This window comes from Pseudomyxococcus flavus (genome assembly GCF_050038885.1).
In the GTDB taxonomy this organism is placed as follows: Bacteria; Myxococcota; Myxococcia; order Myxococcales; family Myxococcaceae; genus Myxococcus; species Myxococcus flavus.
Map to the genome: position 1 here is coordinate 3,670,600 of NZ_CP143624.1, position 23,396 is coordinate 3,693,995.

Below are 23,396 nucleotides of genomic sequence, written 5' to 3' on the forward strand. Positions count from 1 at the left end.
GGAAGTCCGCCGGTGCATGAAGGATTCTACGGCTACCTCTGACATTGCCTCGTCGGAAGCGACTCGCGGGGTTGTCGCGAGCGCGGTTTTCAGAGGCGTGTCGCTGTCAATCCGCTCGAAAAACGCACCGTGGACGGAAGGTTCTCGCGACGACGGCGCGCCCGTCACGGACGTGCAAGGCGCGCCCGCGTAACCTTTGGGCCCCCGCCGTCGTGGTGTCGCCAGATGCCCGGAATTCCACCGGGCCTTTTCGGAGGACGGCAGATGGCGACGGCTCGAGTGGCAGTCATCGGCGGAGGGCTGGGCGGCCTGGCCGCGGCGGCTTTGCTGGCGCGCGATGGTTGCGAGGTGACGCTGTACGAGCGCTCGAAGCAACTGGGCGGCCGGGGGCAGACGTCGGACGTGGAGGGCTTCCGCTTCAACCTCGGCCCCCACGCGCTGTACCGGGGCGGCGCGGCGTTGCGCGTGCTGGGGCGGCTGGGCGTGAAGCCCACGGGCGGCGCGCCCGGCGCGGGCTCGTACCTGCTGCGAGGCGGGCGCCTGCACACCATGCCGCGGGGGCTGGTCTCCATGATGGCCACGGACGCGCTGGGACTGTCCGGGAAGCTGGAGCTCGCGAAGCTGCTCGCGAGGGTGGGCAGCGTGGACCCCGCGTCGCTGGCGCGAACGCCGATGCGCGCCTGGGTGGAGCAGCGCCTGGCGAACGAGGACGCACGCGACTTCGTGATGGCGCTGACGCGCGTGATGACCTACTGCGCGGACGTGGAGGCGCTGAGCGCCGAGGTGGCGGTCGCCCAGCTCCAGGCCCTGCCCAGCGTGCTCTACGTGGACGGCGGATGGAGCACGCTCGTCTCCGCGCTGGAGGCCCGCGCGCGTGAGGCGGGCGCGCGGCTGGCGCTGTCCGCGCGCGTGACCTCGGTCATCCTGGACGAAGCGGGCCATGGGGTCCGGGGTGTGCGGCTCGCGGATGGGATGGAGCACGCCGCGGACGCGGTGGTGGTGGCGGGCGGGCCCAGCGACCTCGCGGAGCTGCTGCCCGGTGACGCGGCGCTGGCCCGGGACGCGGCCCGGGCCGTGCCGGTGAAGGCGGCCACGCTGGAGCTGGGGCTGTCCCGGCTGCCCCGTCCCGACGCGCTGTTCGCGCTCGGTGGCGACGGGCCCTGGTATGCCTCCGTGCACTCGGCGGTCGCGAAGCTGGCGCCAGAGGGCGGCGCGATGGTGCATGTGATGCAATACCTGGGCGGCCGCGGTCCGGAGGCGAGTGAGGCTCGCCTGGAGGAAGTGATGGACGTGCTTCAGCCGGGGTGGCGGACGTCGGTGGTGGCGCGCCGCTACCGGCCCTCGTTGCGGGTGTCGAACTGGCTGCCGACGGCGGAGACGGGCGGCCTCGCTGGCCGGCCTCCGGTGGAGGTGCCGCACGTGCGCGGGCTGTACCGGGTGGGAGACTGGGTGGGCCCGGAAGGGATGCTCGCGGATGCCTCCTTCGCGAGCGCCGAGTCCGCGGCGCTCGCGCTCCTCGGAAGCCAGCGGGCCGTTTCACGCAGGGGGATGGGGGCCTGACGCATGGCGCGCCACGCGCACGGAGAGCTGGCGGAGGCGGCGCGAGCGCACGAGCGCTTCCTGTGGGGACTCTGCTACCGCATGACGGGTGTGTCGGCGGACGCGGATGACCTGGTGCAGGAGACCTATGCACGCGCCCTGGCCTCGCCGCCCGCGCGTCAGGAAGAGCTGCGTCCCTGGTTGACGCGGGTGGCGGTGAACCTCGCCAGGGACCTTCTGCGGCGCCGCAAGCGCGAGGGCTACGTGGGGCCCTGGCTGCCCTCGCCGCTGGACACGGGTGAGGACGAGCTTCCGCCGCCGGGCGTGGAGGCGCGGCTGCCCGGCGGAGGCTCGACGGAGGGCCACTACGCGTTGCTGGAGAGCGTCTCCTTCGCCTTCCTGCTGGCGCTGGAGGCGCTGTCGCCCAAGCAGCGGGCGGTGCTGCTCCTCCGCGACGTCTTCGACTACACGGTGCGCGAGGTGGCCGAGGCGCTCCACATGAGCGAGTCCAACGTGAAGGTGGTGCACCACCGCGCGCGAGCCGCCATGGCGGCGTATGACAGGGCCCGCTGCCTGCCGACGCGGGAGCTCCAGGCGCGCTCGCGCGCCGCGCTGGAGGGGTTCCTGGGCGCGCTGCTGTCGGGGGACGTGGCGGCGGCGGAGGCGGTGCTCGCCAGCGACGTGTCCGCGCTCTCGGACGGCGGAGGCCAGGTGCGCGCGGCGCGCGTCCCCGTGCTGGGGCTGCAGCGGGTGTTCCTGCTCTACCGGCGGCTGCTGGAGCTGCGCGGACCGCCCGAGGCCATGGAGCTGCGGATGCTCAACGGGCTGCCGGCGATGGTGGCCGTGTACCCGCCATCGAAGCGGGACCCGATGCTGGGCACGCGGCTGGTGCTGCGCGTGGAGCTGGGCGAGGAAGGGCGCATCACCCAGGTCCACTCCATCCTCGCGGACCACAAGCTCGCCGGGCTAGGCATGCCCGCTTCCGCCTGAACCCCAGGCCCGCGGACGCCGGGAGACGCCGCGCTGGCGCCGCCGCACTCGCCGCTCTCCGCCTCCGGGCAGGGGGGCAGGTCCCGCTTCGAGACGAGACGGCCCGGAGGCCCAGGCGCGCACGCCGGAGCTCCGGGCCGAAGGTTGCGACGGACCCTGCGGACGCGTGGGCCCGAGCCGCCTACCGCGCGCCCACCGTCCCCGGGTTCTTCGGCGCCGAGGGCGGAGACGACGCCGTGCCCGGCTCGCGGCGGCGCAGCAGGCCCCAGACGCCGTAGAGCAGCAGCGCGATGGAGCCGTACTGCGCGGGCGTCAGGCCGAAGTAGCGGGCGTCCACGTAGGCCATGTCCGTGGCGCGCAGGAAGTCGAAGAAGAAGCGGCAGATGGAATAGAGCACCGCCAGCAGTGGCAGCAGCCGGCCCTTCAGCTTCCCCGAGCTGCGCAGCGCGTACAGCACGCCGGTGATGGCGAAGAGCGCGATGGCGTCGTACATGCCCAGGTCGTGCCGCGGGCCGCCGGGGAAGGCCACCGCGAGGAAGAAGTCGGTGGGCACGCCCGGGTGGTCATGCACCGCGAAGCAGCCCAGCCGCGCCACCGCCCAACCCGGCGCCACCCCCAGGGCGAACGCGTCCGCGTAGTCCGAGAAGCGCAGCTTGCGCATCCTGAAGAACACGACGGCGGCGAGGATGCCGCCCAGCAGGCCGCCGAAAGAGGACAGGCCATCCCAGACCTTCAGAATCTGGAACGGGCTCTTGGAGAGCTCCTCCGGGTGGTAGAAGAACAGGTGCACCAGGTGACCCACGACGACGCCGACGCCCACGCCCCAGGGCGCGAAGTCGGCGAGGGGTTCCGGGTTGAGGCCCTCCTTCTCGGCCTGACGGCCAAGCAGGCGGGCGGCCAGCAGGATGCCCGCCGCGACGAAGATGCCGAAGGGCTCGATTTTGAGGGGCCCCAGCTCCAGCGAGGGGGCGTGCCAGTAAGGAATCACGTCAGGCGGCTCCAGGGGAAGCGAACACCCCACCCTTAATCCGGGCGGAGGGATGTGGGCGAACAATTGTCGGAACGGAGTCTTTCCCGACTTCGTCTTGTCCGAGGTCGGGTGGCGGACACCGCGCCTGTGTGCCTCCGGGCACCCCGCTCGTACCCGGGAGGGAATCACTCCCACTTCCGGACGTTCGCGCAAGGCCAGTTAGAACCGAATTACCCCATTCGTGCGTGTACTGCGGGAAATCCGTGGTTTTTTGTCAGGCCCTTCCTATCCAATCGAACGGGGAGCCCAGGGCCTATCCGGAGGAAGGGGGACAGGCATGACGCCGCAAGAAGGACGCCACCACATGCCGGGCGCGAGAGGCAGCGCGAGGCCGACGTGCGCGCGTTCGTGGCCACGCCATCCGCAGCCTCTGGGGGACGCCAGGGACTCACATCCTCCACCCGCCGGCCCGGAGGTCCCGGTGGGAGCCCGCCACAGGCACGCGGCGCGCACGTCGCGCCGTCGGGCCTCCCTCGTCGAGTGCGCGCGGCCACGTGCGCGCCTCCCTCGCCCCCGTCGCACGCGAGAGGCTCCGCACGCGATGGGCGCTGACCTGGTGCTGGACGCCCTTGCCGCATGCGTCTGGTGTTGCACGGTGGTTCAAGGAGCACACAACTCATGAAGTCCTACCTGTTGGTACCCAAGGAGTCCATCGAGACGCAGGCTCGCGTGGGGCCTCGCGGCACGGAGCAGGGCGAGCGCGTGCTGTCGCGCACGACGGCGCTGCGCTTCACGGTGGCGCACAAGGCGCCGGACACGCTCTTCGCGCTGGGGCTGCGGTCGGCCACGCTGCCCGGACCGCGTCCGCCCGTCAGCGGCCAGGAGGAGCGCCGCAAGGGCAAGGGCCGGAGCGCGAAGGCCACGCGCGGCGCGGACTCCACCACCGCGCCCATGCCGGGCGCGACGGTGGCGGAGCAGACGGGCGCGGAGCCGGGCAGCTACCGGTACATGCCGCTCATCGGCGCCACCATGGCCCACTTCTACGAGGACCACACCGAGAAGGAGGCGCGGGGCGAGCTGGAGCGCGACTTCGAGTTCATCCCCGACGTCGTTCCGCTGTCCTTCCCCGGCCCGGTGTCGGCGGGACAACCCGGACCGCGCAACCGGGGCATGTCCTCGCTGGCGGAGCGCGAGTGGCCCGACGAGTCCGGCGTCCCGCTGGCGCACGCGCAGGGCATCCGCGGCGCGGGCGTCATGCTCGGCATCCTCGACACCGGCGTGGACGCGGACCACCCCGAGCACGCCGCGCGCGTCATCCAGTTCCGCTACGTGTCGCTCTTCCCCAACTCGCCGCACAACCCGGCGCGAGACATCCGCGGCTTCGACCCGGACGGCCACGGCACGCACGTGTGCGGCATCGCCGCGGGCGTGCACCACGGCGTCGCTCCGGAGGTGGACCTCTACGTCGCGTCCGTCATCGAGTCGGAGACCATCCGCACCAGCCTGGGCCGCGTGGCCGCGGGCATGGAGTGGCTGCTGCACCAGTTCAGTCGGCCAGAGAACTCGTCGCGGCCCGCGGTGGTCAACCTGTCGCTCGGCTTCCCGCTGATGCCGCCGCCCGGCATCTCGGAGGCGGACTACAACCTCAACCTGCGCGCGCTCCAGACGATGATTCGTCGCCTGCTCGACAGCAACGTCCTCCCGGTTGTGGCGGCAGGCAACAGTGGCCCCGACACGGTTGGTTATCCAGCCGCCTTTCCGGAATCACTGGCTGTCGGCGCGGTCGACTTCGCGCGTAACGTGGCCACATTCTCCGCGAGTGGCACCGTGGGTAGGCGCGTCGTGCCGGACGTCATGGGGTATGGCGTGAATGTCTATTCCAGCACGGAGCGCCGCTGTAACAACCAGGCGTTCTACGAGCGAATGAGTGGCACGAGCATGGCCGCGCCTTATGTAGCGGGTATCGCAGCGCTGTACCGCTGCCGTGCCCCTGACTTGACGGCACTCGAGGTGAGGGATTTGATCCTGGCGAATGCGGTGAAGCTCCCTCGCTCGGGTACGCACAAGACAGGCAAGGGCCTGGCCGTATTCAGGTGACGGTGGTGGTTGAAGCCGGGGTCGGCGCCATTGCGCGCGCCGGACCCGGGGGAGGAAGAGGCCATGAGCAGGAAGAATGGCGATTGGGGGGACGTCCGGGCCGGCGGCGTCCCCGGTGTGTCCGCGCGCGTGCGTCCCTTGCCGGGCGCTGCGGGCTCGGACACCCAGCCAGACTGGATTGACGTGACGGTGATGCCCCGCGAGGAGCCCGCGGCGGTGTCGCGTGGACGCACGTCTCCGCGTCCGCCGCTCCGCTCGCGCGCGGAGGTACACCAGGCGGGCCTCGCCGAAAGCGCGCGCTTCCACCAGAGCCTCATGCGCTGGCTGGAGGCACACCACCTGCTGGGCGCGGTGCGCTCGGTGAGCGAGCCGGGCTCCATGCCCATGCTCCACCTGCGCTGCGCGCCGCGCGTGCTGGACCAGCTGCGCCGTGCCCCGGAGTTCGAGGCGGGCACGATGATGCCCCTCGACCTCATCTAGCGGTGGGTGCCCCTCGCCGCGCACCCCTGGTCTGGGACTCCCTCCCTATCTGAAGAGGGCTGCCCGGGTGGCTTTCCCGCCACCTGGAGGCGGCGCGTATTCGCGCCTTTCTCGAAGATGCGTCTGAGCCTCCGTTTCCGCTACTGAGAACCGACGACCCCGCCGCTTCTTCCTGAATAACGTAGAATCTCTGGATTGCCCTGCTCATCTGCCAGTCGCCCGTGAGTCGAATGGTGACGTCGGGTGGCGGACGGCGCGTCGCGAAGGACGTGCGAGTCTGTGCGTGCGGTGACGTGTTTCGCGGTGGCTGTCAGTCCCTTGCGCCGGGTCTCGCTGTCACCTGCGTCGCGCGGTGTGCTGTCCAGTGCACACGCGCACAGTCCGTTCGTCCCGGACTCGTCCCAGGGCCGCAAGGAAAACCGCGGACCTGCGTTTGTCCGTTGGAAGGCATGAAGGTTGCCTTTCGCGGTCCGTCTGGACCGTTTGGACGTGGACGTGTGCCCCCGGAGTCCATCCATGGAACTGGCGACGAAGCCCTCATTCGCAGCGGAGTGCCGTGGTGCGTGCAGCCCTTCCCCTGGGGAGGTGGTGTCATGACGTCCTGGACGCCAGGCAGCTCGTGCCACCGCTGCCGCCGGACGCGCTCACGCCGCGTGTCCCGCTCCACCGCGGCGACAAGTGCGTCTCGCGCTGGTCCCCACGCCAGCGCCGCGGCCCGCTGCACCGCTGGCAGGCGGTGTGACTGCGCGACGCCGCGTCCCCGCAGCGTCCGCCGCCGGGTGGAGCCCATTCGCCGCCAGCAGCGGCAGTGGTGGTGACTGGTGACGCCAGTCACCAGCAGGTGAGCGGTGTCATCGGCTCACAGGCCCCTGTTCACCCCATGGGCCTGCGGAAGTCCTTGAAATCACAGCGGCCATGGCGCGGAGCCTGACTCGCTGCGGCAGGCACGGGAGATGCTCTGGTGTCAGAGCGTCGCCTACCTCCCGCTCCCCGAGGCTCCCCATGAAGATCCGCTCCAAGCCGTCCTTCTCCGCGCCGAAGCCCTCCCCGTCGTCGTCCTCCTCTTCCTCGCGTCCCCGCGCGAACAGCGCGCCCCCCAGGCTGGACGCGAGCAGGCCGCAGAGGACGGAGACAGCGGCGAATCCTCAGGCGCCCCGCCCGACGCCCAGCGAGCTGCAGACGGGCAGGGACAACCTCAAGCGCGCGGACTACGGCGTGGTCCACCCGGACCTGCAGGGCATCCGGACCCGCCGTGACAGCGACCCGCGGCAGACCGGCGCGGACTTCGCGGACTTCACGTCGGACGTGCGCAACTCCACGCACCGGCTGATGAGCCGGCCCGAGGGCAACCGGATGCTGACGGAGCTCAACGGCCGCACGCAGGCGGTGAACCCGGGCACGACGGGCACGCTGAGGACGCCCATCACGGTGGCCGACATCCGCTCGAGCCGTCCCATCGAGGACAAGCCCGACTCGTACATGCCCAACTCGCACATGCCCCGCAACGACGGCACGCTCGCTTCGACGCGCCCGGCGTACCGCTACGACGGCCAGCCCAGCGCGGGCCGGCCCAGCGACATCAAGTACGACGAGCGGGCCTCCGGGCCGCGCTTCAACAGCCTGGGCCACGAGTCGGTCCACGCCTGGCGCGCGGCCAACGGCCTCCAGGTCAGCCCGCTGGCGGCCAGCAAGCACGCCGACGCGCCCGTGTTCCACCAGCAGCCGCAGTTCACGGGCGCCATGAAGGAAACGGTCGACGACCGGCTGCGCCTGACGGAGGAGTTCGAGACGGTGGGCCTGCGCCCCACGCCGCACACGCCCGCGGGCTGGGCGCCGACCGAGAACAAGATTCGCGCCGAGCACGGGCTGCCGCTGCGCCAGGACTACTCGGGCATGCGCCCTGGCAATAACAGCGTCAACCAGAACCTGGACATGTTCAACCTGGGCTCGGACAACCGGAACCCCCTCCAGAGGCTGCTGGGTGCGCCGACGCCCGTCGAGAAGATTCTCAACGACCTGGAGAAGTGAGCGCCGCCGTCGAGTCACCGGGAGGACCCGTGGGAAAGGGGCCCTCCCGGTGAGGGCGGACACCGGGCCCGCGTCATCCTGGACGAGGGCCCGGGCCTGCCTCACGAGCGCAGGCTCAGCGCGACATCACGGCGTGGTCGGCGTCTCCGCGACGCACGTTCCGTCCTGCTCCACGTAGCCCTCATCGCAGTGGCAGTGGTCGCCGTGCGAGTGCCCGTGCTCGCCGCAGTCCAGCGCGGGCTCCTCCGCGACGCAGGTGCCGTCCTGCTCGACGTAGCCCGTGTCGCAGTGGCAGGTGTCACCTTCCATGTGCCCATGGCCGCCGCACTCGGCGGGCACGCAGGTGCCATTCTCCTCCGCGTAGCCCTCGTCACAGTGGCAGTGGTCGCCGTGCGCGTGTCCGTGCTCGCCACAGTCCAGCACCGGCGTCTCCGCGACGCAGGTGCCGTCCTGCTCGACGTAGCCCTCGTCGCAGTGGCAGTGGTCCCCGTGCGCGTGGCCGTGCTCACCGCAGTCCAGCGTGGGCTCCTCGGCGGGCACGCAGGTGCCGTCCTGCTCGGTGTAGCCCGTGTCGCAGTGGCAGTGGTCGTCGTGCAGATGGCCATGGCCACCACATTCGACGACGGGCTCCTCGGTGGGGACGCAGGTGAGGCCGTCCGCTACGTACCCCTCGTCACAGTGGCAGTGGTCACCGTGGAGGTGCCCGTAGCCTCCGCACTCGAGGTCGTCGGAGTCGGAATCGGATGAGCCGCAGGCGGAAAGGGCAAGCGCCGCCGCGGCCAGGAAGGCCAGTGAAAAGGGTCGAAGGTGCATCACGGTTCCCGGCACGTAGGTGTGTGGCGCGAAGCCCTCAGTCGGCTTCAGCGCGTCACCGCATATGGCACGGTCATTCCGGTTGTGCAATCATGTTGCAATAGAATCTTGGGTGCCGAGCTGCCGCCGACGACTCCGGCGGGTCGTCGCGCGTCCCGTGCCGCCGGCCACGGGGCGTCGGGGTGGGCGTGAGTCCGCGCTGGCCCGTGGTGGTGCCATGCGCCACCTGTCCGCAGAGCCGCCTACGTGCTCGCGCGCCGAGCCGTTGGGTATCGAGCAACCGCCGCCGTACTCCAGGCCGTGCTGTATCCGCTGGATGACGGGGGCGCGAAAACCCGTGTGAGGTACCGGTCCCAATCTCGCCCCGCGTGACGATGCATTGCCGTCCCTGGTTCAACGATGAGGGCGGTCATGGACGGACTTCGAGCAGGTGCCGCGGTGTTCCTCGCGTGCGCGGGCATGCTGGGCGCCCCCCCTTCCTGGGCGCAGGCGCCGCTGGAGGAAGCGCCCGGCGAGGTGCTCTCCGAGGACCAGCTGGAGGCGCTGCTCGACTCACCCGCGGCGCAGCCCTCCGACGGCGAGCTGGATACCCAGGCCTTCGGACCGGAGCAGCTGGCGCCCTACTTCGCGGAAGGCTCGCTGGCGAAGGCACACGCGGAGTTCCGGCGGGGCCGCTACGCTCGCGCGCGGGCCCTGCTCTCACAGGAGGAGGCCACTCCGCAGGTCCGCTTCCTCATGGCGCAGAGCGCGCTGCTGGCGCGCAACCACGCGGTGGCGGCCACGGAGTTCGCCGCGCTGGCGGAGGACTACGGCGTGCTGCGCGACCACTGCCTGCTGCGGGCCGCCCAGTCCAATGAGCGGCTGCGCAAGCTGGACACGGCCGCGGGGCAGTACCGCGCCGTGAGCTCCGGCTCGCCGCTCTACCCGGAAGCGCGCTTCAGCCTGGCGCGGGTGCTCAAGCGGCGGGGGGATATCCCGGGCGCGCTGACGGCGCTCCAGGAGCTCATCGACAGCCGCCAGTCGAGAGGGCCGGACGCGCTCCGGATGAAGGCGCTGCTGGCCATCTGCGACCTGGCGCGTGCGCAGGGGCAGTACAACGCCGAGCACCGCGCGCTGCTGGAGGTGTGGGCCACCAGCCCGCTGTCGCGGGAGGCGAAGCGCGCCGAGCAGCGGCTGAGGGGCCTGCCCCTGCCCCTCAAGTGGCGGGTGCGCCGGGCCGAGGCGCTGGTGGAGCTGCACCGCAACCACGCGGGCATGGCCCTGCTGGACAAGGTGCTGCCGCACGTGAAGATGCCCGACGAGCTGGCCTGCCGCGCGCACCTCACCTATGGCCGGGCCCTGCGCAAGGAGCGCAAGCACCGCCGGGCCATCGACGTGCTGGAGCCCATGGTGGCCGGCTGCACGGCGTCGGAGCAGCGGCCGCAGGCGCTCTACATCCTGGGCTACTCCCAGTCGGTGGTGGACCCGAAGGCGGCCATCGCCACCTACGCCACGCTCGCGCGGGACTACCCGGACCATGGCTACGCGGATGACGCGCTCTTCTTCGAGGCGTGGCTGCTCCAGCGCCTGGGCGACGTGGACACCGCCCTCGCTCGCTACGAAGAGGCGGCGCGGCGCTACCCGGCGGGGAACTTCGCCTCCGAGTCGCTCTTCCGCGCCTTCTGGCTGCACTCGCGCAAGGCCAACGCTGCGGCGGCCCTGGCCGCGCTGATGGCGGTGGAGAACCTGCCCGAGGCCGCGCGCACGGACGAGGCCCTGTGGCGCTCGCGTTACTGGCGCGCGCGCATGCAGGAGGCGGGCACCACCGCGCAGGAGGCGCTCGACAGCTACGAGCACATCGCCACTGAGCGCCCCGCGGCCTGGTACGGCATGCTGGCCCGCTCGCGGCTCGCGCTGCTGGCGCCGGAGCGCGTGGCGCGGCTGTACGCCAGGCCGGCCGGTCCCGAGGCGCTGGAGGGCACGGGCGGCTCGGGCCGGGCCGATGTCCCGGCGGACGCGGCCCTGGAAGAAGTAGGCGAGTCGGAGGAAATCTGGCCGCTGCCGCCCGGCTCGCTCGCCAGGGACGCGCGCTTCCTCGCGGGCGTGGAGTTGATGCGGCTGGGGCTACCAGGCGCGGTGGAGGAGTTCCTGGCGGTGGATGCGCGCGGCCTGTCCGAGGCCCCCGCGCGCCTGCTGTACCAGACGCTCAAGCGCACCGGCCGGAACCGGGCCGCGCGGCAGGTGGCGCGAACGTCCCTCAAGCAGGAGGTGCACGGGCCGCTGAGCGCGGCGTCACGTCCCATCTGGGAAGCGACGTGGCCGCTGGCGTACCGGAGGCACATCACGCGATATGCCCGCGCCCACCGCGTGGACCCTGACCTGCTCCAGGGCCTCATCCGCGAGGAGAGCCGCTTCAATGCCCGCGCGCGCTCGGCCACGGGCGCGCTGGGGCTGGCGCAGCTGATGCCGGCCACGGCGCGGCAGGTGGCGGACTCACTGGACATGCCGATACCGGGCGAGGCCGCGCTGCTCCAGCCCGCGACGAACATCCGCCTGGGCGCGGCGTACCTGGGACAGCTGCTCAAGCACTTCGGCGGCAACGTCGCCTACGCGGTGGCGGCCTACAACGCCGGGCCCCGCGCGGTGGAGCGGTGGCGGCACGCGCTGCCCGAGGCGGAGCTCGACGAGTGGGTGGAGCACATCGCCTTCGAGGAGACGCGCGGGTACGTGAAGAAGGTGCTGGGCAGCTACAGCGCCTACAAGCTGCTCTACGCGGACGAGCCCGCGGTGCTGCGCGACCTGCGCCTCAGTGACGCCAGCCGGCGGTGAAGCCACGGCGTGAAACGGACGCCGCCGCCAGGTGTGGCCCGCCCACCGAAGCGCCGGCGGCGCGGTGGAGCGCCGCCGGGATGCCCCTGGACAACCTCAGAAGTTGAGGCCGCCGTCCACGTCGATGGTGCGGCCGTTGAAGTAGTCGCACTCGATGATGAACTTCACGGCCAGCCAGATGTCCTCGGGCACGCCGATGCGGCCCACGGGGATGGCGGAGACCAGGGCGTCGCGGGCCTTCTGGTTCATGCCCTGCGTCATCGGCGTCTCAATCATGCCCGGGGCCACCGCGCCCACGCGCACGCCGAAGGGGCTGAACTCACGCGACCAGGTGACGGTGTTGGCCGCCAGCGCCGCCTTCGCGGACACGTAGTTGGACTGGCCGCGGTTGCCGTGCCGGGCGATGGACGACATGTTGACGACGACGCCGCCCTTCTGGCCGGACTCGGCGATCTTCGCCACCACCTCGCGCACCATCAGCGTGGCGCCCGTGAGGTTGACGCCGATGACGGCGTTCCAGTCCGCGGTGGACAGCTTCTTCACCTCGCCCGTGTTGCGGTCCTTCTTCACCAGCAGCGCGTCGCGGAGGATGCCCGCGTTGTTGATGAGGCCGTTGAGGCCGCCCATGGCGCCCTGCGCCCAGGCGACGAAGGAGACGATGTCCTCCTCGGAGGACACGTCCAGCTTGCGGCGGTGGATGCCGGCGGGCAGCGCCGCGAGGCGGTCCTCGGCGACGTCACCCACGGCCACCTGGGCGCCGGCCTCGTGCAGGCGCTGCGCGAAGTGAGCGCCCATGCCCTGGGCGCCGCCCGTCACGATGATCTTCAGGTCCTTGAGCTGCATGTGTCTCTCCGGCAGGTGGGGTGGTACGAAATGCCGCGCAGGGTACGAAACCCCGCCCGCCCTGGCCAGCGGCGAGAGATTTGAAACCTGAATCAATCTTCAACTTGGGTGAAGCGAAGCGCGCCGCGCCGTCTCCGACGCGGCGCGGCAAAGACGCTCCGTCAGCGGGCTACTCCAGCGCCGCGGCAATCACGCCGCCCAGGCGGCGCATGCCCTCGGTAATCAGCTCCGGCGGGCGGTTGGAGTAGTTGAGGCGCATGAACTCCGGCCGCGGGGTGTTGGCGAAGAAGGGGGCGCCGGGCACGAAGGCCACCTTCTGCTCCACCGCCTTGGGCAGCAGCGTCTGCGCGTCCAGGCCGCCGGGCAGCTCCACCCAGAGGAACATGCCGCCCTCGGGGTGCGTCCACCGGGTGCCCGCGGGCATGTGCGCCTGGAGGGCGTCCAGCATGGCCTGGGCGCGCTCGCCGTAGACGGGGCGCAGCGACTCCAGGTGGGCCGCGTAGTCGAAGCGCGCCAGCAGCTTCACCACCGCGCGCTGGGCCAGGGTGGCGGTGTGCAGGTCGGTGGACTGCTTGGCGATGGCGAGGCTGCGCACGAAGTCGCGCGGACCCGCCACCCAGCCGATGCGCATGCCCGGCGCCAGCGTCTTGGAGAAGGTGCCCAGCGACACCACCACGCCCTCGTCGTCGAAGGCGGCCAGGGACGGCAGGTGCTCGCCGCGGAAGCGCAGCTCGCCGTACGGGTCGTCCTCCAGGATGAGGAAGCGGTGCTGCTGGGCCAGCCGCACCAGCTCGCGCCGCCGCTCCGCGGAGAGGGTGGTGCCCTTGGGGTTCTGGAAGTTGGCCACCACGTACACCAGCTTGGGCCGGTGCGTGGCGAGCAGGCGCTCCAGGTCGTCGGTGCGCATGCCCTGGTCGTCGCTGCCCACGGTGGCGAAGCGCGCCTCATAGGCGCCGAACGTCTGGAGCGCCGCGAGGTAGCTGGGGTTCTCCACGATGACCAGGTCACCGGGGTCCAGCATCACCTTGGCCACCAGGTCGATGCCCTGCTGCGAGCCGTTGGTGATGAGCACCTGGTCCGCGGTGGCCACGCGGCCGCGCTTCTGCAGGTGGCTGCAGATCCACTCGCGCAGCGGGCCGAAGCCCTCGGTGGTGCTGTACTGGAGCGCGGCGCGGCCCTCGGTGGCGAGCACCTCGGCGTGGGCCTCGGCGATGGCCTCCAGCGGGAAGAGCTCCGGAGCGGGCAGGCCTCCCGCGAAGGAGAGGATGTCGGGCCGCTCGGCGACCTTCAGGATTTCGCGCACCGCGGACGTCTTGATGCGGGACATCCGCTGAGCCAGCCGCCATACGGGCGGCGGGGGAAGGGGGGCGCTCATCGCGTCGGCGCTCATACCTCACGCTCCTTTCGGGGGTCTGGAGGCACGTGCACATGCGTGTCCTCCTTCATGGACGTCAAAACGATGGTGGTCTGCGTGCGGGTGACGCCCGCGATGGTGCGCAGCGTGTCCACCAGCAGCGAGTCGAGCGACTTCGTGTTCGCCGTCTTCACCTTCAGCAGGTACGAGTCCTGGCCCGCCACGCGGTGGCACTCCAGGACGTCCGGCAGCGCCAGGACCTTCTTCAGGAACTCGTCGAAGTACTTCGGGTGCTCGATGCTCACCCCGATGAAGGCGGTGATGTCCTTGCCGAGCTTCCCCGCGTCCACGCGCGCCGTGTAGCCGGTGATGACCCCGCGCTCCTCCAGCTTGCGGATGCGCTCCGCCACGGCCGGCTGGGACAGCTTCACCGCACGCGACAGCTCCAGCTGCGTGGCTCGGCCATCGCGCTGCAACAGGTCGACAATGCGGAGGTCCTGTTCGTCCAGGTACATGGGGCGCATGGCCTTGAATTTATAGGTGGTTCGGCGTGGGCGCAGATAATTTATATTTGATGCTCCAATGATGCAACCCCGGGGGCGACGTTTGATCGCGCCTGGAACTGTGCTGGTGACCGAGGGTGGAAGGTGTGCGGATCCGCCGGGCGAGGCCTCGGTTGGATGCTGGCGGGAAGGCGCGTCCGGCGGGCTGTGGCCGTGTGCGGGTGAGCGATGCGCCAGCAGTCCGGGCGGGAAGGTAGGCCCGGAGGACAAGGTGCGCACCGCCGGCTGTGCGCGGGTGAACGTTGCGCTAACGGCGGCTCGTCAGTGGTACGCGGGTGGATATCGCGCCGGTGGTGGCTTGTAGGCTGCGTGCGGGTACGTCGCGCTGGCGGCGGGATGCAGGCTGCGTGCGGGTACGTCGCGCTAACGGCGGCTCGTCGGCCGTGCGTCGGTGCCCGTGTGTCGGCAGCCCAGCGCGACGGACATGCGAAGGGACGGGCCATCGCAGGTGTTGGACACGCCCTTTGTCGCCTTCCAGATGGGGATGGAACGGGTTGGTTCTTGGCTGCGTGACCTTACAGGTGACATCGGAGCCAGCTCGGAGTTCGATGCGCGAAGGCCTGGGGGGCACGCATGTCCGACAAGGGCGAGGTGTATGTGAATGGCATGACGCCCGTCACCACGGAGAGCGGTGGCAGGGGGGGCTTTCCGGACGTGTGCAAGGTGCCCTCGCCTGGAGGGCCCATGCCCGTGCCGTTCCCCAACGTTGCGGAGAGCAAGGAGCTGGAGAATGGCTCCCGGACAGTACGCATCAACGGCGCATCGGTGGCCGTGCGGCCCCCGAGTTTTTGCGGGAAGTCACGACCGCCCACGCGAAGGGCGGTGTGAGACCGCTACGTGGAGGCCGGCCACAAGAAGGGCAACGTCGTCGTTGCACTGCTCCCCGGCCCAGCACCCATGGGGGCGATAGGGCTTCGTCCAGCGCGGCTACAAGCTCACGCGAATGGCCATGAACTCGGAGCCCCCGTCCGTCGTCCAGGTCCGTCCGACGAGGACGAGGCGACCGCTGGCGTCCAGGGTGGTCGCATGCAGCGCGGTGCTGCCGGAGCCGATGATGACGTCTTGGCGACCGTTCGTTCCAAATCCAGGATCGCGGCGGCCGTCGGAAAGGTAGCGCATGAGCAACCCGTGCTCGACCAACCCAGGGGCCGCGGCGCTGGCCAGCGCCAGGCTGATCTTGCCATCTGGCAACAGGGTCAGCCCCATCGGCGTTTGCTGGAGAGCGTAGTCATTGCCGCCGAAGGTCTCGGACACGACGCCGCCCGTGCCAAAGCTCGTGTCGAGCGCTCCGCTCGGTCCCACGCGCACGATGTCCACGGCACCCGTGGCGGTCGCCGCGACCGCGAGGACCGCGCCGTCGTCCTGCACCGCCACGGCCATGGGTTTCATCTCGGGGACATTGCTGACTTCGATCGCCCCGAAGTCGGTGTCGAGGGTGCCGTCGGTATTGAATCGCACCAGCACCGGCGTTGCGCGCCTCACCCCAAGCACGACGAGCTTCCCGTCGGGCTGGACCGCCGCATGGGTCGCGCCGCTCCCCGGCTCCCCGAACGCCGTGGTTGCGGCACCTCCGTCGCCGAAGCTGGGGAGCCGGTTGCCTTCACCATCGAGAGCGATGACACCAAACTCGGTGACCGACTCGCCTTCTCTCACCAACGTCTGCCCAAAAACGTAGATGGTTCCGTCCGGCGCAGTCGTCATCCCGTGGCTCGTGGCCGGCAGGTCCCCAACCACAGGTCCGCCGGCGATGCCTTGCTGGCCAAAGCTGGGATCCAGCTCGCCGGACTCAGCGACACGGCGCTCGACGACGAAGCCCGAGGGGAAAGCGCGGTCATCGGACGTTCCGCTCACGAGCACCGACCCACCCGGACCTTCGGCGATGGAGCGCACCCGGCTAAAATTGGGGAAGTACGTCATGCTGCCACGGTAACCAAAGCCGACGTCCTGGGCGCCATTCTCGTCCAGGCGCACAATGGCGGCGCCGTGCGTCCCATTGGTGATGCCTGCGATGAGGATTCCTCCGTCCGCGGTGGTCGTCACGGCGAGGGCGCTGTCGAAGGAGCCGCCGCCTGGCGTGATTCCCTCGGCCATGCGGGTTCCGTCCGCGCTGGTCTTGCTCCACGACGGCAACACGCCTTGTTGGCCGCCCACTCCAACTCCAGCCGCGGTGAACGAACCGTCGGGCTCGACCACGACGTTGCTCAAAGCACTGTTGTAGCTATGGGCTCCGACGCCCGCGTTGCCGAAGCTGGGATCCAGGTTTCCATCGGCGTCGAACCGCGCGCTGCGTCCAAAGATGTTCTCGTCGAGCTGCACGAACCCGCTGGCGATGATGTTGCCGCTCGCGTCTCTGCCAAGGCCCATCGCCGCCCCGCTGACGCCAATGGCCCCACCCGCGAAGCCATCATCTGGCGAGCCGTCAGCGTGAAAGCGCTCGATCCACAGCTTCTCAGGGCCCGTCCCGCCCACAGCGCCCCCGACCACGAACCCTCCGCCGGCATCAAGGAGAATGCTGGAGAGCCTGCCACTGGAGCTGGTGCCCAATCCTCGGACGTAACCCTCTTCTCCAAAGCTCGTGTCGAGTGCGCCCGAAGCAGTCACCCGAACCACGTAGGCATCACCCGCCGCCAGGATCGCGCCAGCGGAGGTGATGGCCATGTCGACAATGCGCATGGGGCGAGGCAGCGCGGTGCGGCCCGCGGTCCCGAAGCTGGGATCCGCGCTGCCATCGGCGAGGAGGCGGTGAATCGTTGAGAGGCCCCCCACCACGATCTTCCCGTCGCCGAGGAGGGCCAAGGCGCTGGCCGTCTGGAAGTCCTCGTGGACGACCAGTCCCCCGTCCCCGAAGGAGGCATCCAGCCTTCCGTCCGCCTCCAGGCGCGCCACCAGTCCAACAGCCCTGGGCTGAAGCCCCTGACCGCCGTTTGTCCTCAGGAATGGCGAGGCGACCAGGATCTTGCCGTCTGGTTGGATGGCACAGCCATAGCCATTGTTGCTTCCGTTCCGCTGACCGGTAGGGATCTGAACCACGCCATTGCGCCCGAAGCCGAGGTCCATCGCGCCACTCGGGAGGATGCGGACCACCAACACGCCCTCCCGGCTGAATCCGACCCCGACGAGCTTGCCATCGGGTTGTCGCGCGATCCGATACAGCGCCGCCAGGGCGCCGTCATAACCGAGGCGAAAGAGACCGTCGTCGCCGAAGCCAACGTCGAGTCCGGGGAAATTCGGGCGGGCTTCGGACTCGTCTGGCGGATTGACTTGTGGAGGAGTGACTTGGGGATCGACGCCGGCGTCACTCGGAGCTGGTTTTGTGCTGCCACTGCTGCACCCAAGGCAGGCCGCCATGAGGAGAACGATGAGCTCGCGCATGACTGCATACTACGGCGCACGGAGTGGGGTGCAATTGCGATGCATGGTGTGCCCCGTTCCAGACGCCGCTTCTTCGTAAGTGCTCGCCGTCGCCGTCGTGACCAGCACAACCGAGTCGTGAGACGTCCTGCCCCCTCACCCGAAGAGTTGGAGATGGGCGCGGAGCTGGAGCGGTTCCGGCAAGAGGTGGCGAGGCTGCAGGAAGGGCAGGTGCGCAGCTCGGTGCGCTACCCCGAGGCGCTACGGAGATTCGCGGTGCGCTACGCGACGGAGGCGTTGAAGCGCGGAGCGTCGCGGGTGAAGGCGGCGGCACGGTTGGGGATTTCCGAGCCGACGCTGGGGGCATGGCTGTGTGGGGCGACGTGGCGAAAGAAGGAGGGCTCCGCGGAGGCGCCCAATCCAGGAGCGCGGCTGGTGCAGGTGGGGTACGAGAGGAGCGGGCGCGGGACGCCACGGGGCCGGAGGCAGCGAGCCGCCGGTGATTCGCGACACGCCCTCGTGGCTCCCCACGCCCAGGTCCACCAGCACGGCCTCGCCATCCTCCGCGCGCACGAGGACATTGGCTTCCTTCACGTCCCGGTGAAGCGCCCGGTGCTGATGGAGCGCCCGCAGCGCTCGTGCCACGCCGCGCACCCGGAGCAGCACCGCGTGCGCGGACGGGTTCTCCAGGTCCGCCCAGACGTCCAGCCGCTGGCCGCCCACGTACTCCATGATGATGACGAGGAAGCGGGGTGCCCGGTCCGGCCACTGCCAGTGGCCCAGCAGCCGCACGACGTTCGGGTGCCGCACCTTCGCCAGCATGAGCAGCTCGCGCTCGCCCCGGGCGCCCAGCCCGCCCCTGTCAGGGGAAGCAGCTTCAGTGCATCGCGTTGCCCGCCACGCTCTGCGAGATACACCTTGCCGAAGCCGCCCTGTCCGGCCAGCCCCATCAAGAGGTAACCGCCCACGTCGTCGCCGGGCGCGGGCTCCGCTGACTGGACTCTGGCGCGTGGGTGCATGGAAGTGCCGGAGCGCTGCAAGCTCAACACGGGGTCACCGCCCGCGAGGCGGCCCAGCGGCTGGTGCCACGGGGCATGCTGGGACCGCGGCTGGATGGCATGACACCGGAGCCTCGCGGGCTCCGCGATGTCCGCCCCTCCCATGAACGAGAAGCTGGCCGCAGCCATCGGAAGTGCCGCTCGCGCCGCCCGGGAGCGGCTGGGCCTGACCCAGGTCGAGGTGGCGGGGCGCATGGGGCTCTCCCCCCATCGTCTACAACCGGCTGGAGCGGGGGCGGATGCTCCCCAGCGTTCCCACCCTGGTCCGGCTTTGCGAGACGCTGAAGGTCTCCCCGGAGGTCATGCTCGGGGCCGCCGAGCCGCCCGTGAAGGGGAGGGGCCGGGGCACGAGGCGTGAGGAGGCGCCGCCCTCCGTGCACCTCCTGCCGGGGCTCGCGCGAAAGCTGGACGAGGAGCAGCGCCAGGTACTCATCCTCATGGCGAAGGTCCTCCTGCGCTGAGCGCCACCGGGCCATGGCCGCCTCACCCGGCGTCCTCGTCCATGTCCGGCATCAGCTCGTGCGCGTCGAGCCCGGGGGGATGGATACCGCCTTCAAGGGGGGCCCCGAGCCCGCGCATGCCGCTGGCATCGATGATGACGCGCGCCATGTCCTGGGCCGCCTCGGCGCGCCCGTACCCGGGCGACAGGGTATGGAGTTGGGCGCGCAGCTCACGACAGAGCGCCTCGGCCGTGGCGTACCGTTCCTCGGGGGCCTTCGCGAGCATCCGGCGCAGGATGGGCTGGAGCCCGGGGGGCACGAAGCCGTCGCGCGCGCCACGTCGTCCTGGGTGCAGCGCTTCGTGAGGGCGAGTATCGGGACGGCGTCCGGAGCGCCAGGTGTGGAGGCCCCCGCCTCGCGAGGCGCCATGCACGTTTCCCCCGCGCGCAACACTCCTCGTTACCAGCGGCCGCACGCGCCGAGGATGATGCGGCACGTCGTTCCCGCGCCGCACCCGCGGCGTGGGGCGCGCGGGCCGCCCCGAGGCCATAAAGCGCGCGAACGCTGCAATCACGGTAGGCTCTTCTGTCGTTGGCGCGACACGCGCGCTGACGCCCTGCGTCGTTCACTCTCTTTGACGCGCAGAGCCATCGACCGCGCTTTGACAACCCTGTCAGCCGGGTGCTACCGCTAGGTGAAACATGAATCGGGCTTCAGCTTCTCCAGACCGCTCCGGACCCGTCACGCCGCGAGGCCAGCGGACGCGTGCGAAGCTGTTGAAGGCCGCGGAGTCGGTCTTCGGTGAGAAGGGTTACGAGCGCGCCTCCATCGCGGACATCACGCGCAAGGGAGGCGTGGCGCTCGGGACGTTCTACGTCTACTTCCCCGACAAGCAATCCATCTTCGTGGAGGTGGTGGACGAGCTGGGCACGCGCCTGCGCCGGCTCATCGCCGAGTCCGTCGCCGACTGCAAGAGCCGCATCGACGTGGAGCGCCAGGGCCTGCGCACCTTCTTCCAGTTCGTGCGGCAGCACCCCAACCTCTACCGCGTGGTGCGGCAGGCGGAGTTCGTCGACGAGGCCTGCTACCGCCGCTACTACGACCGCTTCGCCCGGGGCTACGTGAGTGGCCTCACCCGCGCCATGGAGTCGGGCGAGGTGCGCCGCATGGACCCGGAGGCGCTCGCCTACTGCCTCATGGGCATCAGTGACTTCCTCGGCATGCGCTGGGTGCTCTGGGAAGAGGACCCCGGCCTGGAGCGCGTGCTCGACACCGCGATGACGCTCATCTCCCACGGCCTGGACACCCGTGGGGCACCGGCCCGCAACACCGTGAAGTCCACCGCCGCTTCGAAGTCGAAGCCCAAATCGAAGACCCCGAAGAAGAACACCCTGCGTCCCGCCCGCCGTCCGGCGCGCGGCGCCCGGAGCTGACGAACACCCATGCGATACGCCCAGATTCTCTCCACTGGCCGCTACGTTCCCGAGAAGGTCCTCACCAACGCCGACGTCGAGAAGATCCTCGGTGAGAAGGTGGACGAGTGGCTCCAGCAGAATGTGGGCATCCGCGAGCGCCACATGATGGCGGACGACCAGGCCACCTCGGACCTGTGCGTGGGCGCCGCCCGCCAGGCGCTGGAGCGCGCGGGCACGAAGCCGGAGGAGCTGGACCTCATCATCATCGCCACCGACACGCCCGACTACCTCAGCCCCGCCACCGCCTCCGTGGTGCAGGCGAAGCTGGGCGCCGTGAATGCCGGTACCTACGACCTCAACTGCGCGTGCGCGGGCTGGGTGACGGCGCTGGACGTGGGCTCGAAGACCATCGCCGCGGATGACAGCTACCAGCGCATCCTCGTCGTGGGCGCCTACGGCATGTCGCGCTACATCAACTGGAAGGACAAGAAGACCGCCACCCTGTTCGCGGACGGCGCGGGCGCGGTGGTGCTGGGCGCGGGCGACAAGCCCGGCTTCATGGGCGCCAGGCTGCTGGCCAACGGCGAGTACCACGACGCGCTCGGCGTCTACACCGGCGGCACGAACCGCCCGGCCACGGCGGAGTCGCTGGCGCTCACCAACGGCAAGCCCGCGGTGCAGTTCGTCCGCAAGTTCCCGGCGACGTTCAACACCGAGCGCTGGCCCATGCTGCTGGAGCAGCTCCTCAAGCGGCAGAACCTGAAGCTGGACGACGTGAAGCAGTTCGTCTTCACGCAGCTCAACCTGCGCACCATCGAAGCCACCATGAAGATCCTGGGCCAGCCGATGGAGAAGGCCCACTACACCATGGACAAGTGGGGCTACACCGGCTCGGCCTGCATCCCGATGACGCTGGATGACGCGGTGGTGCAGGGCAAGGTTCAGCGCGGCGACCTCGTCGCCCTGTGCGCCAGCGGCGGCGGTCTCGCCATGGCCTCCGCCCTCTACCGCTGGACGGCCTGAGCCACGCCATGACGGAGGGCGCTCACATGTTCATCGGTGACTGGATGGGCCGTGGCGCCCTGTACTGGCCCGATAGCGTCGCGGTGGTGGACGCGTCCCGCGGTGACGCGGGCCGCTTCACCTACCGCGCGATGAACGCGCGCGCCAACGCCCTGGGCGGCTGGCTGCGGGACGTGGCCGGCGTGAAGAAGGGGGACCGGGTGGGCCTGGTGGCCCACAACGGCGTGGAGTACCTGGACGCGCTGTTCGCCTGCGCGAAGATTGGCGCCATCTTCGTCCCCTACAACTGGCGGCTGCACGCCGCCGAGCTGGCGGACCTGGTTCGTGCCATTCGCCCCAGCGTGCTGCTCTTCGGCGACGAGTTCCGGGACACCGTGGCGGACGTGCGCGAGCGCCTGGGTGGCGGCCCGCGGCTGGTGGCCCTGGAGCCCCAGGGGCTGCCCGGCGCGGACGCCTACGAGACGGCGCTGGCCCACGTGCCCGCCGCGCCCGTGACGCAGGACGCGGTGTCCGAGGAGGACATCCTCTGCCTCATCTTCACCGGCGGCACCACCGGCCGCTCGAAGGGGGCGCGCGTCAGCTACCGCATGGTGGCGTGGAACACGCTCAACACGCTCATCCACGAGGTGCGCCCCGGCGACGTCACGGTGACGCACACGCCCATGTTCCACACGGGCGGCCTGCTCGTGTACACGCTGCCGCTGCTCACCGTGGGCGGCACCGTGGTGCTCATGCGGCGCTGGGAGCCGGAGGCGCTGCTGGAGCTCATCCCGCGGGAGAAAGTGACGCTCTTCTTCGCGGTGCCCACGCAGTACCAGCAGCTCCTGGAGTCGCCGCGCTTCAAGACGACGGACTTCTCCACCGTGCGCTTCATGACCAGCGGCGGCGCGGCGCTGCCGGTGCCGCTCATCCAGGCCTGGCAGGCGGTGCACCCGGTGCCCTTCAAGCAGGGCTTCGGGATGACGGAGTTCGGCCCTGGCCTCTTCAGCATGGGGCCGGAGTACGCGGTGTCGAAGGCGGGCTCCATCGGCCGGCCCAACTACTTCATCGCCGCGAAGCTGGTGGACGACGACGGCCGCGAGGTGCCCACGGGCGAGGTGGGCGAGCTCCTCCTCAAGGGGCCGTCCATGTGCTCCGGCTACTTCGAGGACGAGGAGGCGACGCGCGAGGCCATCGACGCGGAGGGCTGGCTGCACACGGGGGACCTCGCGCGCAAGGACGCGGACGGCTTCTTCACCATCGCCGGACGCAAGAAGGACATGTTCATCTCCGGCGGCGAGAACATCTACCCGCTGGAGCTGGAGGCCGCGCTCTACGAGCACCCCGAGGTGGCGCAATGCGCCGTGGTGGGCGTGCCCGACGAGAAGTGGGGCGAGGTTGGCCGGGCCTTCGTGGTGCTGAAGCCCGGTGGGAAGGTTTCGGCGGAGGCGTTGTTGGAGCACCTGCGGGGCCGCGTGGCGCGCTTCAAGGTGCCCAAGCGCGTGGAGTTGATGGAGCGCCTGCCCATCTCCGCGGCCGGAAAGATTCTCAAGCGCGAGCTGCGTGAGGCGGCGGTCGCCGCCGAACGGGACAAGCCGCGTCATTGAGAGAGTGCGCACCTTGAAGGACGGGCCACGCCAACGGT

Annotated in this window: 20 protein-coding genes; 12 read left to right on the top strand and 8 right to left on the bottom strand. The window is 70.4% G+C overall.

The window, feature by feature from the left end:
• Positions 1-264 precede the first annotated feature (264 nt).
• Positions 265-1,560, top strand: coding sequence for a phytoene desaturase family protein (locus VZL07_RS15360; RefSeq protein WP_426756288.1), 1,296 nt, complete (start codon positions 265-267; stop codon positions 1,558-1,560).
• 3 nt (positions 1,561-1,563) lie between these two features.
• Positions 1,564-2,529 (top strand): sigma-70 family RNA polymerase sigma factor, encoded by a 966-nt coding sequence (locus tag VZL07_RS15365; RefSeq protein WP_426756289.1) that lies wholly within the window; start codon positions 1,564-1,566, stop codon positions 2,527-2,529.
• Positions 2,530-2,710: 181 nt separating this feature from the next.
• Here the strand turns inward: VZL07_RS15365 and VZL07_RS15370 are convergent, their stop codons facing one another.
• A complete protein-coding gene (locus VZL07_RS15370) occupies positions 2,711-3,517 on the bottom strand; it encodes a prolipoprotein diacylglyceryl transferase (protein ID WP_426756290.1) in 807 nt (268 codons plus the stop codon).
• Positions 3,518-4,177: 660 nt separating this feature from the next.
• Between VZL07_RS15370 and popC the strand changes: the two genes are divergently transcribed.
• From popC to VZL07_RS15390, 4 genes are all read left to right on the top strand, one after another.
• On the top strand, positions 4,178-5,596 hold the full coding sequence (popC, locus tag VZL07_RS15375) for a subtilisin-like protease PopC (protein ID WP_426756291.1): 1,419 nt from the start codon (positions 4,178-4,180) through the stop codon (positions 5,594-5,596).
• A gap of 63 nt (positions 5,597-5,659) precedes the next feature.
• Positions 5,660-6,076, top strand: a complete 417-nt coding sequence (popD, locus tag VZL07_RS15380; protein ID WP_426756292.1) for a PopC secretion inhibitor PopD — start codon at positions 5,660-5,662, stop codon at positions 6,074-6,076.
• A 559-nt stretch (positions 6,077-6,635) separates the two neighbouring features.
• A complete protein-coding gene (locus VZL07_RS15385) occupies positions 6,636-6,818 on the top strand; it encodes a hypothetical protein (RefSeq protein ID WP_426756293.1) in 183 nt (60 codons plus the stop codon).
• Between the two features lie 260 nt (positions 6,819-7,078).
• On the top strand, positions 7,079-8,104 hold the full coding sequence (locus tag VZL07_RS15390) for a M91 family zinc metallopeptidase (RefSeq protein ID WP_426756294.1): 1,026 nt from the start codon (positions 7,079-7,081) through the stop codon (positions 8,102-8,104).
• Between the two features lie 126 nt (positions 8,105-8,230).
• On the opposite strand, the gene VZL07_RS15395 is transcribed toward VZL07_RS15390, so the two are convergent.
• Complete coding sequence (locus VZL07_RS15395; RefSeq protein ID WP_426756295.1) at positions 8,231-8,917, bottom strand: hypothetical protein; 687 nt, start codon at positions 8,915-8,917, stop codon at positions 8,231-8,233.
• Between the two features lie 411 nt (positions 8,918-9,328).
• Between VZL07_RS15395 and VZL07_RS15400 the strand changes: the two genes are divergently transcribed.
• Positions 9,329-11,725 (top strand): transglycosylase SLT domain-containing protein, encoded by a 2,397-nt coding sequence (locus VZL07_RS15400; protein ID WP_426756296.1) that lies wholly within the window; start codon positions 9,329-9,331, stop codon positions 11,723-11,725.
• Positions 11,726-11,821: 96 nt separating this feature from the next.
• Here the strand turns inward: VZL07_RS15400 and VZL07_RS15405 are convergent, their stop codons facing one another.
• From VZL07_RS15405 to VZL07_RS15415, 3 genes are all read right to left on the bottom strand, one after another.
• Positions 11,822-12,568 (bottom strand): SDR family oxidoreductase, encoded by a 747-nt coding sequence (locus VZL07_RS15405; RefSeq protein WP_426756297.1) that lies wholly within the window; start codon positions 12,566-12,568, stop codon positions 11,822-11,824.
• Positions 12,569-12,737: 169 nt separating this feature from the next.
• Positions 12,738-13,958, bottom strand: coding sequence for a PLP-dependent aminotransferase family protein (locus VZL07_RS15410; RefSeq protein WP_426756298.1), 1,221 nt, complete (start codon positions 13,956-13,958; stop codon positions 12,738-12,740).
• A complete protein-coding gene (locus VZL07_RS15415) occupies positions 13,955-14,446 on the bottom strand; it encodes an Lrp/AsnC family transcriptional regulator (protein ID WP_426756299.1) in 492 nt (163 codons plus the stop codon). The genes VZL07_RS15410 and VZL07_RS15415 overlap by 4 nt, the downstream gene beginning before the upstream one ends.
• A gap of 723 nt (positions 14,447-15,169) precedes the next feature.
• On the opposite strand from VZL07_RS15415, the gene VZL07_RS15420 reads away from it, so the two are divergent.
• Entirely contained in the window at positions 15,170-15,313 is a 144-nt protein-coding gene (locus tag VZL07_RS15420) for a hypothetical protein (RefSeq protein WP_426757293.1), read from the top strand.
• 99 nt (positions 15,314-15,412) lie between these two features.
• Here the strand turns inward: VZL07_RS15420 and VZL07_RS15425 are convergent, their stop codons facing one another.
• Together VZL07_RS15425 and VZL07_RS15430 are read right to left on the bottom strand one after the other, a co-directional pair.
• The gene (locus VZL07_RS15425; RefSeq protein WP_426756300.1) at positions 15,413-17,857 is read right to left on the bottom strand and encodes a hypothetical protein; all 2,445 of its coding nucleotides are present in this window, start codon (positions 17,855-17,857) and stop codon (positions 15,413-15,415) included.
• Between the two features lie 240 nt (positions 17,858-18,097).
• Positions 18,098-18,688 carry a protein kinase domain-containing protein gene (locus tag VZL07_RS15430; RefSeq protein ID WP_426757294.1) on the bottom strand — a complete coding sequence of 197 codons (591 nt, stop codon included), beginning with the start codon at positions 18,686-18,688 and terminating at the stop codon, positions 18,098-18,100.
• Between the two features lie 445 nt (positions 18,689-19,133).
• On the opposite strand from VZL07_RS15430, the gene VZL07_RS15435 reads away from it, so the two are divergent.
• Positions 19,134-19,355: a hypothetical protein gene (locus tag VZL07_RS15435; RefSeq protein WP_426756301.1), complete on the top strand. Its 222-nt coding sequence runs from the start codon at positions 19,134-19,136 to the stop codon at positions 19,353-19,355.
• 22 nt (positions 19,356-19,377) lie between these two features.
• Here the strand turns inward: VZL07_RS15435 and VZL07_RS15440 are convergent, their stop codons facing one another.
• Complete coding sequence (locus VZL07_RS15440; RefSeq protein ID WP_426756302.1) at positions 19,378-19,653, bottom strand: hypothetical protein; 276 nt, start codon at positions 19,651-19,653, stop codon at positions 19,378-19,380.
• A 382-nt stretch (positions 19,654-20,035) separates the two neighbouring features.
• Here VZL07_RS15440 and VZL07_RS15445 point away from each other — a divergent pair, with 382 nt between their 5' ends.
• From VZL07_RS15445 to VZL07_RS15455, 3 genes are read left to right on the top strand one after another with little or no spacing between them, the layout of a single operon-like run.
• Positions 20,036-20,767 carry a TetR/AcrR family transcriptional regulator gene (locus VZL07_RS15445; protein WP_426756303.1) on the top strand — a complete coding sequence of 244 codons (732 nt, stop codon included), beginning with the start codon at positions 20,036-20,038 and terminating at the stop codon, positions 20,765-20,767.
• A 9-nt stretch (positions 20,768-20,776) separates the two neighbouring features.
• Positions 20,777-21,772, top strand: coding sequence for a 3-oxoacyl-ACP synthase III family protein (locus VZL07_RS15450; protein WP_426756304.1), 996 nt, complete (start codon positions 20,777-20,779; stop codon positions 21,770-21,772).
• Between the two features lie 26 nt (positions 21,773-21,798).
• Positions 21,799-23,358 (top strand): acyl-CoA synthetase, encoded by a 1,560-nt coding sequence (locus VZL07_RS15455; protein ID WP_426756305.1) that lies wholly within the window; start codon positions 21,799-21,801, stop codon positions 23,356-23,358.
• The last annotated feature ends 38 nt before the right edge of the window (positions 23,359-23,396 follow it).